Source organism: Photorhabdus heterorhabditis, assembly GCF_018448905.1.
Classification (GTDB): Bacteria; Pseudomonadota; Gammaproteobacteria; order Enterobacterales; family Enterobacteriaceae; genus Photorhabdus; species Photorhabdus heterorhabditis.
Genome location: NZ_RCWA01000066.1, coordinates 1 through 9,977, shown reverse-complemented (window position 1 = coordinate 9,977; position 9,977 = coordinate 1). Strand labels below are relative to the sequence as shown.

The window sequence follows — 9,977 nt, the reverse complement described above, 5'->3', positions numbered from 1 at the left end:
TTTTTGAAAGGTAATCGACGTATTGCAACACGCTATGAAAAAACAGCACGAAACTATCTGTCGATGGTGAAATTAGGCTGTATTCGACTCTTTTGCCGGAGATTATATAATTAAGGGACACTACCTAGTCCCTGCGATTTTTTCAGATCGCAATGACAAGCAGCATTCTCCACACATCGGATGAGTGTTTTTCAGGTTTATCGTCCATAATGAGAAATGAAAATGAATTCCATCTTATCATTCAGAGGGTATTTCGATGAGCACTGCCGTTACCATTAAAAAAACAAAAAGAATTAGGATTACAGCGAATAATGCTGCTGCTAACGGGCAGGTACAGTCATTAAGTCGCGGACTGACTCTTTTGGAATATATTTCCGAGTCACCAGGCGGTATCGCACTGACTGATTTGGCACAACAAGCCGGGTTACCAAACTCCACCACTCACCGCCTTCTCACCACCTTACAACAACACGGTTTTGTCCGCCAAATTGGCGATTTAGGGCTGTGGGTTATCGGTTCACACACTTTTATTGTCGGCAGCAGTTTCTTACAGAGCCGAAATTTATTGGCACTTATTCACCCGATCCTCCGCCGCCTAATGGAAGATTCCGGTGAAACCGTGAATTTAGCTATTCTTGATCACAGTGAATATGAAGCGGTTATTGTCGATCAAGTACAGTGTAATGCGCTGATGAGAATGTCTGCGCCAATCGGCGGTAAGTTACCTATGCATGCTTCCGGTGCTGGCAAAGCACTCCTTTCAACACTACCAGACAATAAATTGGTTCAATTACTGCATAAGAAAGGGCTTCATTCTTACACACAATATACCAGGACCACTCCCTCCGCTTTAAAAGAAAATCTGGAGCAAACACGTAAACAAGGGTATTCATTCGACGATGAAGAACATGCTTTGGGTCTACGCTGCATTGCCGCCTGTATTTATGATGAACACCACCAAGCTTTTGCCGCTATTTCTATTTCCGGCCCAGTATCACGGATCACCGATGATCGCATCACTGAACTTGGTGCATTAGTTATCCGTGCAGCAAAAGAAATCAGTAAAGAATATGGCGGGGTTCGTTAATTCTTTTTCCTTATAATCCTATTTTTTACAGGACATTGATTTTATCGTGTCCTGTATTTTCAGACCAATAAATTCAATTTAATTTATTATTCCTCTGAAAATATTATCCATAATATAGTAGAATAACAACAAAATTATTTAACCAGACTATAAATAACATCAGTAAATAAGATAAAGGGTCCGAAAATAATTATATTTCCAGACCCTTATATACCCAATAGATTTCAAGTTGCAGTGCGGCGGCAAGTGAACACAGCCAACAAAGCAGCAGCTTGAAAGATGAAGGGGATAGATAAGGATTAGTTAATGGAATACTAATCGATGAATATCATTCTGATTAAATCGCTTTTGATAAATTCCAAGTGCCTGTTCCGTTACCTCGATTAGAAAGACGTGAAGTATATACATTATATACAGCACCAGAAACAGTAGCATTGAAACAAGTATCGAGAAATCCTCCACGCACGCTATTATAACCATTCAGAAAACGGATAATATCGCCTTCACGAACTTTACCATCATGTCCATTGGTTGTATCTGAAAAAATGTACCATGTTAGGGTTTCAACCGGACGTGCTGCTTTCTCAGCTGTATAAACATTATAGAGTTCAGGTGACGGCGCATAACCATTAGTACCAAGATATCCCCCATTATTCTGGTAAAGATTGGCGAGAAATACGATTTCACCACTGTAAACCTCTTGCCCAATGCCTTTTCCACTCGCAGACAAAATTTGCCATGTACCCGTACCTGTACCCGGAGCGCGATTCGGCGAAGTAGCCGTATATACATTATATTTTGCTCCTTGTACGGTTGCATAACCATTAGTGTCCAGATAGCCACCATTTCCAAGGTAGTTATTTTTAATATGAATTTTATCACCGTATAAAATTACACTAGCCATTATTATATCCTTAAATACTTCCACGAAGTTATATACTCGTCATCTTTCAAGTTGCCTCTTTGTTGGCTGCACTCACTCACCCCGGTCACAGAGTTATCTATGCTCCCTTGCCGTCGCGATCCATCTTGAAATCTATTGAGTATATATGTGTTATATGAAATTTTTCATGTACTTAATTAAGAGTCAAAAATATCAATTCTTTTTCCAGCCATTAACTGTGGCTAAAACTCCTTGATTTCCAAACTCTATAAAATTATAGCTCCCCCACAAATAAGTGGATCTATTTTTATTTCTTAAAGCAATTATTAAATATATGTTTTTAACTCACATTCTAATTATTATTTTCTAATAATGAATATATTTCATATTGAATCCCAGGTTTATTTTTATCAGAAATATTCACATCCCGCACAAGAAAAACAAAGCGGAATGAATTCATATTTAATTTAGAAAAATAATTTAATGAGGATAATAATTATTGGTGAAAATGGCGGTCGCTAACAGCAACCACCAATTCCCAATAAAATCAGGCTGAAACTTTGGTAATAGAGTAAGTTTCTATCTCAGTACGCTGACTGAACCGCTGTTTACGACGATAGGCAAACACATCTTCCACATGACCACTTTTGATCCGTTCCTGTAGCGCTCGCCAATAGTCTGCTTTAAACAAATCACTATGCATCTCTTCAAAATAGCAGCGGATACGACTGTCAGTACAAAGAAAATGCCGGAATTCCTCAGGAAAAACATCATTTGGTGCCACGCTATACCACGGCTCACCGGCAAGTTCATCTTCAGGGTAACGCGGTGGGGGGATATCCCGGAAGTTAACTTCCGTCATATAACAGATTTCATCATAGTCGTAGAACACCACTCGCCCATGCCGTGTCACACCAAAGTTTTTGAACAGCATATCTCCTGGGAAAATGTTTGCAGCGGCAAGTTGTTTGATGGCATTTCCATACTCTTCAATAGTATCTTTCAGTTTCTGTTCATCCACCTGTTCCATATAGATATTCAGCGGCGTCATCCGACGCTCCATATACAGATGTTTGATAAGGATCTTACTCCCGAGATCTTCCAGTTTTTCTGGTATTTCTTTCTGTAACTCTTCCATCAGTTCAGGGCTGATGCGAGCTTTATCAATAACGAAATTTTCGAATTCCTGCGTATCCGCCATTCGCCCTACACGGTCATGCTCTTTGACCAGACGGTAACACTCCTGTACCCGCTCCTGAGTGACTTCTTTCTGGGGCGCAAACCTGTCTTTAATCACCTTGAAGACTCTATCGAGTGACGGTGAAGTAAACACCAGCATCACCATCCCCTTAACACCAGGAGCAATCATAAATTGCTCTTTAGAAAAGGTAATAAATGCCAGATATTCCCGGTAATATTCTGTCTTACCATGCTTCTGACAGCCAATAGCCATATAAAGCTCAGCCGTTGATTTGGCAGGCAATATTTCTCTTAACCATTCAACTAACGCCGCAGGCAAGGGAGCATAAACCATAAAATAGGAACGAGCGAAACCAAATACAATACTGACATCGGCATGATCGGTTAGACAGGTATCAATAAAAATCCCGCCGGATTCGTTATGATGGATCGGCAACAAGAAAGGATAAACTTTATTTCCAATTCGAATCTTACCCACCAACCAAGCCGCTTTGTTGCGATAGAACAGTTCATTAGCTATCTGAAAAGTCGCCTGTAATATTTCTCCATCTGGAAATATGCGTTGCAGATAATCCGTGATATAACGAATATCTCTCTCCAGATCTTCCCAGGGCAGACGCAGCGGCAAATCATTAAGCATTGTCCGTAACATTGAATTGAGATTGCCATTAGGGAAAAAGTCTCGCGATAACGGACGGGGAATATCCCGAAATCTGCGAACAGGCTGGGAAGTAAAAATAAATAACTTATCTGGCGTCAAGTTACGATGTTCAAATAGACGACAATAAACAGAGTTAAAAAAGCTCTCTGCAATTTCAAACCGGGGATAATCCGGTAATAAATTGGTATAAACAACCTTTACCTTAGCAATGTAATCTTCATCGTATCCGAAAACACCATGTATACATTTAAGCTGCTCAACAACCAGACCAACGTGGTGATCATAAAGATTAATACGCTTTTTCATGGCCTGCTGAACAGCGTGCCAATCAGCCTGTTCAAAGCGTTGCTGTGCGCCTGAAGTGACTTCCAGAAAGCGGCCATATTGTGCATCAAATCCCTGTAAAATAGTCTGTGCTATCAAATGTGCAGAATCTATCCCCATTGCAACTCCTCAATATATTCAGCCTGCAATAGGCAGGCTGAATAGAATCCAATCAGAACTGCTGTTCCTCCGTGGAACCTGTCAATGCGGTTACTGACGATATACCACCCTGAATAATCGTGGTAACTTTATCAAAATAACCGGTGCCAACTTCCTGCTGATGAGAAGAGAAGGTATAGCCCCGTTCAATGGATTCAAACTCTCTTTCCTGTACTTTCTCCACATAATGCCTCATGCCTTCACCCTGCGCATAAGCATGTGCCAGGTCAAACATGTTAAACCACATGCTATGAATACCCGCCAAAGTAATAAACTGGAATTTATAACCCATTGCTGACAGTTCATCCTGAAAACGCGCAATAGTTTTATCATCCAAATTCTTTTTCCAATTGAATGATGGAGAACAGTTGTAAGCCAGTAACTTACCGGGGTATTCAGCGTGAATCGCCTCAGCAAAATGACGCGCCATTTCGATATCAGGTGTTGATGTTTCACACCACACCAAATCAGCATACGGTGCATAAGCTAAACCACGACTAATGGCCTGATCGATACCGGCTCTGGTACGGAAAAATCCTTCAATAGTCCGCTCGCCAGTAATAAATTCACGATCATAAGCATCACTATCAGAAGTTAGTAGATCAGCCGCATCAGCATCTGTACGAGCAACTAACAGTGTTGGTACGCCAGAAACATCCGCAGCCAGACGCGCAGCAACTAATTTCTGAATAGCCTCTTGTGTCGGAACCAAAACTTTACCGCCCATATGACCACATTTTTTCACCGCCGCCAGTTGGTCTTCAAAATGAACTGCCGCCGCACCAGCCTCAATCATGGCTTTCATCAATTCAAAAGCATTTAAAACACCACCAAATCCGGCTTCCGCATCTGCCACAATTGGCAGGAAGTAATCAATATATTCCTGGCTGTCAGTACCAATACCATTTGCCCATTGAATCTGATCTGCGCGACGGAAGCTGTTGTTAATACGTTTTACCACCGCCGGAACCGAATCCACCGGATAAAGAGACTGATCAGGATACATACTGGATGCCGTGTTGGCATCAGCCGCAACCTGCCAGCCAGAAAGATAAATCGCCTCAATACCCGCTTTTGCCTGCTGTAATGCCTGTCCACCGGTCAATGCACCCAATGAGTTCACATAACCTTTCTTTGCTGTACCATGCAGCAATTCCCATAGTTTTTTGGCTCCAAGTTGGGCCAATGTATGCTCAGGATTAACCGAACCGCGCAATTTAACCACATCTTCCGCGCTGTACGGACGAATAATCCCTTTCCAACGGTCACTTTTCCATTCCTGTTCCAGTTGAGCGATTTGTTGAGTTCTGGAGATTGTCATGACGTCTACTTCCTATCTTTCATTAAATTAATCGGATATGGTGTTTTGTTATTATTTGTTGCTTAGTCGAGCAATTGATATCCCGGTAAGGTCAGAAAATCTATCAGCTCGTCCTGAGTCGTAATGCGTTCCATCAACTTAGCCGCATCGTCAAATCGCCCTTGGCTGAAACGTGTTTCCCCAACCTCTTGCTTAATGACCGCCATTTCCTCTACCAACATCTGCCTGAATAAACTTTTTGTAATTTTCTTACCATTGGATAATGATTTTTCATGGTGAATCCATTGCCAAATGGATGTCCGGGAAATTTCTGCTGTCGCAGCATCTTCCATCAAGCCATAGATAGGTACGCATCCATTTCCTGAAATCCAAGCTTCAATGTATTGAACCGCTACGCGGATATTGGCGCGCATACCTTCCTCAGTACGATCTCCAGAACAAGGTTCTAATAATTGAGCCGCAGTAATAGGTGCATCTTCTTCACGGAAGATATCTAACTGGTTTTGTTGTTTCCCCAATACTTTGTCGAAAACCTCCATTACCGTATCCGCAAGTCCTGGATGTGCAATCCATGTACCATCATGACCATTACGTGCTTCCAGCTCTTTATCCGCTCTAACTTTATCCAATACCCATTTATTATGTTCAGTATCTTTACTTGGAATGAAGGCAGCCATGCCTCCCATTGCAAACGCTCCGCGCTTATGACACGTTTTGATCAATAAACGGGAATAAGCACTAAGGAAAGGTTGATCCATAGTGACTGATTGACGGTCAGGTAGAACCCGATCTCCATGGTTTTTCAATGTCTTTATATAGCTGAAAATGTAATCCCAGCGACCACAATTAAGGCCAACAATGTGATGACGGAGGTGGTAAAGAATTTCATCCATCTGGAATACAGCTGGCAGAGTTTCAATCAGTACCGTTGCTTTGATTGTCCCCCTTGGCAGATCAAAGCGATCTTCTGCAAAACTGAATACATCATTCCACCACTGTGCTTCGTGGTAAGACTGAATTTTTGGCAAGTAGAAATAGGGGCCACTGCCTTTTGCCAGCAATTGCTTATAGTTGTGATAAAAATAAAGAGCAAAATCAAACAATCCACCGGCAATTGGCTCTTCCTGATAGAAAACATGTTTTTCCGGTAAATGAAGCCCTCTTACTCGCGCGATCAAAACAGCCGGATCTGATCGCAACTGGTATTGCTTACCCTGATCATTAACGTAAGAAATTGTTCCATTAACAGCATCACGTAAATTGATTTGTCCTTCAATAACCCTATCCCAAGCCGGTGCTAAAGAATCCTCGAAATCAGCCATGAAAACTTTTACATTAGCATTCAAAGCGTTGATAACCATTTTCCGTTCTACCGGTCCAGTGATTTCCACTCTGCGGTCACGGAGATCTGTTGGAATATTTTGAATTTTCCATTCACCATCACAAATGGAACTGGTTTCCGAAATAAAATCAGGTAATTCGCCATCATCAATTTTCTTTTGCCAAATATCCCGCTCGGCTAATAATTTTTTCCGAGTATCAGTAAACCGCATAATCAGATCCACCAGAAAATCTACCGCCTGCGGCGTCAAGATCTCCTGTTCTGCTGCACCAAATCGCTTAATAAACGATAATTCAGTCGCTAAAGTTTGCTGCGTCATCCATCCATCCTCACTTTAAAACACACCTGAATAAGAGTAATAGATATTTAAAATAAATCAAAAACGATTTCCATTTTTTAAAAAATTTATTTTTATTCAATAAAAAACAATTAGTTAAAAACAAAAATAACTATTTTAAATTAGAGAAATTGATTCCATAAAATATAGAATTACTTTGTTAAGTTTTTGTTATGTAAGATAAACTACAAAAAGTGCGGTATTTTGGCAGAGATAAGAAAAAATCAGGATAGTAAAGTGGCTGAAATTCAGCCACCTAAAGGTATTAGTCCAATGTTGGATTCATGTAGGTAAGATCATATGGCGTGATTTGGTACACATAGTAATTCAACCAGTTGGAAAATAATAAATGTCCGTGGCTACGCCATGATGCCAATGGTTTTCTTTCTGGATTATTATCCGGGAAATAATTTATTGGGATCTTAGGATCTAAACCTGCTGCTAAATCACGTAAGTACTCACTAGCCAGTGTTTCACAATCATACTCAGGATGGCCGGTGACAAATACCATACGTTTATCTTTGCTAGCTAATAAGTACACCCCTGCACCTTCAGAGCTGGAAAGAATATCCAAATCAGTATATTCACGGATAATATGCTCAGGAAAATCTGCATAGCGAGAATGAGGGGCAAAAAAAGACTCATCAAAGCCACGAGTCAATAATGCCAGAGGGTCCAGAGTGGAATGAGAATAAACACCGGATAATTTCACTTCTCTGGTGAATTTGGGCAAACCATACAAAATATTCAATGCAGCTTGTACAGCCCAGCAGATAAACAGAGTCGAAGTCACATGTTCCTTTGCCCAACTCATTATTCTTTCGATCTGCCCCCAATATTCCACATCTTCGAATTCAACTAATCCCAATGGAGCACCAGTGACAATTAAACCATCAAAATTTTGGTGTTTTATCTGTTCGAAATCACAATAAAAATTGTCCAAATGCTCAGCAGGTGTGTTCCTGCACTTCCGGTTATCCACCCTGAGCAGTTGAATATCTACCTGTAAAGGCGAGTTAGATAGCAACCGTAAAAATTGATTTTCAGTCTCAATTTTCTTTGGCATCAAGTTAAGCAGCAATACCTTTAACGGACGTATATTTTGAATATTTGCACGAGTAGATGTCATCACGAACACATTCTCGTCTCGTAAAAAATTCACTGCGGGTAGTTCATCCGGTATACAAATTGGCATGCTATAACCTCAATTTTTTATCCATTCACACGTTTAGACTTCTAGATAGCTAAATTTAACTAAGTATTAGCAGAATGTCGAGGCTTTACAAGTAAGCTGAAATTATTTCATTTTTGTCCATATCATGATATTCAACGTGATAATAGTTAATAAATTTTTAACATTTAAAATTGGAAACAATTTGAATTTCATTTGTCACATAGAAAAAAATAAAACAGGTTAATTCAATTACGAGATGAAGAATCTTAATATTCAATGATATTTTCGGTAAAAATAGATGTCAAATTCGATTAATAAGTGCAATTTTTTAGAAAGGCGCTCTGTTAATATAGCACGCATCTTTACATCAACCATTTCATTAATAAAGCGACAAAAACGACCAAAGAAATAAAGAATGAATAGAAAGGTTAATTTGGTGTAACTTGATTTCTAAACCGTTGAGTGATTATCCGAAGAGATATAAAAGGATATATTTCCATCATGAAAACATTTATAGACTGGTTTATAAAAACAAAAAGGGAATGATTTATAGTACCTTCTTTCTCGGGATTGAGAATAACCATTTGATAAAAAATATAAATTGGTGATTGCGAAAGAGATGAGATAATCGGAAAAGATAAAAAATAGAACAGCAAATATCAGAGATAGCAGAAGCCACAGTGAAGAATTTATACCCATTTATATTATATTTACTATGCAAAACCTCATGTATATTTAATAAAAAGAAATAAAGAAATAAAGAAATAAAGAAATAAAGAAATAAAGAAATAAAATTATAGCCTATAACACTAAAATAATGCACCTAGCGAAAGAAACAATATTACTTAACAAATAAGTTTAATTATTAATATTGAACCATGAGATTTATATTCAATATCGGAATATACAGCTCTTTCTCTAACAACAAGCCAATTTAAATCAGATTCCAATAATAAATATAGTGATAATATGGTTATAAAAGAGATAGGAAATAACGATATTCTTAAAGAAAACTATAATAACGGGCTAGCTTTAGCATTCGCCATTGTCTATCAGCCTGAAGAAACCGGGTTTCAGTTATTTTTCGGGCCGGCTATGACTATAACCGGTTTTAATGATTCACAGGCAGATAAGCTGCCGGACTCTTAAAAAGCCGCCATCGGATGAAAACCCAAAACCTGCTAAGCGAGTTTCCACATCCACATCAGCCGGTTACCTAGCGTGTACAAGGAGCCATAACAGGGACGATTTCGCAGACCGGGCAGTGGAGCACTATATGAGCCGCCAGGCGAGCCGACATGTCATCGCGTCTCTGACCCCCAAACGCAAACACCCCCAGCTTACGCTGAGGGGGTTCACCGGATTTAAAGCCTGGCAGTGTCCTACTCTCGCATGGGGAGACCCCACACTACCATCGGCGCTACGGCGTTTCACTGCTGAGTTCGGCATGGGGTCAGGTGGGACCACCGCGCTATCGCCGCCAGGCATA

At 40.0% G+C, this 9,977-nt stretch carries 7 protein-coding genes, 1 rRNA gene and 1 pseudogene; 3 read left to right on the top strand and 6 right to left on the bottom strand.

The window, feature by feature from the left end; genetic code table 11:
- Both EAE89_RS21790 and iclR read left to right on the top strand, forming a co-directional pair.
- Positions 1 to 114: pseudogene (locus EAE89_RS21790) on the top strand (IS5/IS1182 family transposase); the annotation flags it as partial.
- Positions 115 to 256: 142 nt separating this feature from the next.
- Entirely contained in the window at positions 257 to 1,087 is an 831-nt protein-coding gene (gene iclR / locus EAE89_RS21785; RefSeq protein ID WP_054477801.1) for a glyoxylate bypass operon transcriptional repressor IclR, read from the top strand.
- Positions 1,088 to 1,424: 337 nt separating this feature from the next.
- Here the strand turns inward: iclR and EAE89_RS21780 are convergent, their stop codons facing one another.
- The 5 genes from EAE89_RS21780 to metA all read right to left on the bottom strand — a co-directional run bounded on the left by EAE89_RS21780 (position 1,425) and on the right by metA (position 8,509).
- On the bottom strand, positions 1,425 to 1,991 hold the full coding sequence (locus tag EAE89_RS21780) for a hypothetical protein (RefSeq protein WP_054477799.1): 567 nt from the start codon (positions 1,989 to 1,991) through the stop codon (positions 1,425 to 1,427).
- 526 nt (positions 1,992 to 2,517) lie between these two features.
- Positions 2,518 to 4,275 carry a bifunctional isocitrate dehydrogenase kinase/phosphatase gene (aceK, locus tag EAE89_RS21775; protein ID WP_054477797.1) on the bottom strand — a complete coding sequence of 586 codons (1,758 nt, stop codon included), beginning with the start codon at positions 4,273 to 4,275 and terminating at the stop codon, positions 2,518 to 2,520.
- 52 nt (positions 4,276 to 4,327) lie between these two features.
- The gene (gene aceA, locus EAE89_RS21770) at positions 4,328 to 5,635 is read right to left on the bottom strand and encodes an isocitrate lyase (RefSeq protein ID WP_214086570.1); all 1,308 of its coding nucleotides are present in this window, start codon (positions 5,633 to 5,635) and stop codon (positions 4,328 to 4,330) included.
- Between the two features lie 62 nt (positions 5,636 to 5,697).
- Positions 5,698 to 7,296, bottom strand: a complete 1,599-nt coding sequence (gene aceB, locus EAE89_RS21765; protein WP_214086569.1) for a malate synthase A — start codon at positions 7,294 to 7,296, stop codon at positions 5,698 to 5,700.
- 283 nt (positions 7,297 to 7,579) lie between these two features.
- Positions 7,580 to 8,509: a homoserine O-acetyltransferase MetA gene (gene metA / locus EAE89_RS21760; RefSeq protein WP_214086568.1), complete on the bottom strand. Its 930-nt coding sequence runs from the start codon at positions 8,507 to 8,509 to the stop codon at positions 7,580 to 7,582.
- A gap of 948 nt (positions 8,510 to 9,457) precedes the next feature.
- Between metA and EAE89_RS21755 the strand changes: the two genes are divergently transcribed.
- On the top strand, positions 9,458 to 9,637 hold the full coding sequence (locus EAE89_RS21755; protein ID WP_172911037.1) for a hypothetical protein: 180 nt from the start codon (positions 9,458 to 9,460) through the stop codon (positions 9,635 to 9,637).
- A gap of 220 nt (positions 9,638 to 9,857) precedes the next feature.
- Here the strand turns inward: EAE89_RS21755 and rrf are convergent.
- Positions 9,858 to 9,973 (bottom strand): 5S ribosomal RNA (gene rrf / locus EAE89_RS21750).
- Positions 9,974 to 9,977: the final 4 nt, after the last annotated feature.

Excerpts from the sequence above, each read along its gene's own strand:
- iclR (WP_054477801.1), top strand. The coding sequence starts at position 257 with ATGAGCACTGCCGTTACCATTAAAAAAACAAAAAGAATTAGGATTACA.
- EAE89_RS21780 (WP_054477799.1), bottom strand. The coding sequence starts at position 1,991 with ATGGCTAGTGTAATTTTATACGGTGATAAAATTCATATTAAAAATAAC.
- aceK (WP_054477797.1), bottom strand. The coding sequence starts at position 4,275 with ATGGGGATAGATTCTGCACATTTGATAGCACAGACTATTTTACAGGGA.
- aceA (WP_214086570.1), bottom strand. The coding sequence starts at position 5,635 with ATGACAATCTCCAGAACTCAACAAATCGCTCAACTGGAACAGGAATGG.
- aceB (WP_214086569.1), bottom strand. The coding sequence starts at position 7,296 with ATGACGCAGCAAACTTTAGCGACTGAATTATCGTTTATTAAGCGATTT.
- metA (WP_214086568.1), bottom strand. The coding sequence starts at position 8,509 with ATGCCAATTTGTATACCGGATGAACTACCCGCAGTGAATTTTTTACGA.
- EAE89_RS21755 (WP_172911037.1), top strand. The coding sequence starts at position 9,458 with ATGGTTATAAAAGAGATAGGAAATAACGATATTCTTAAAGAAAACTAT.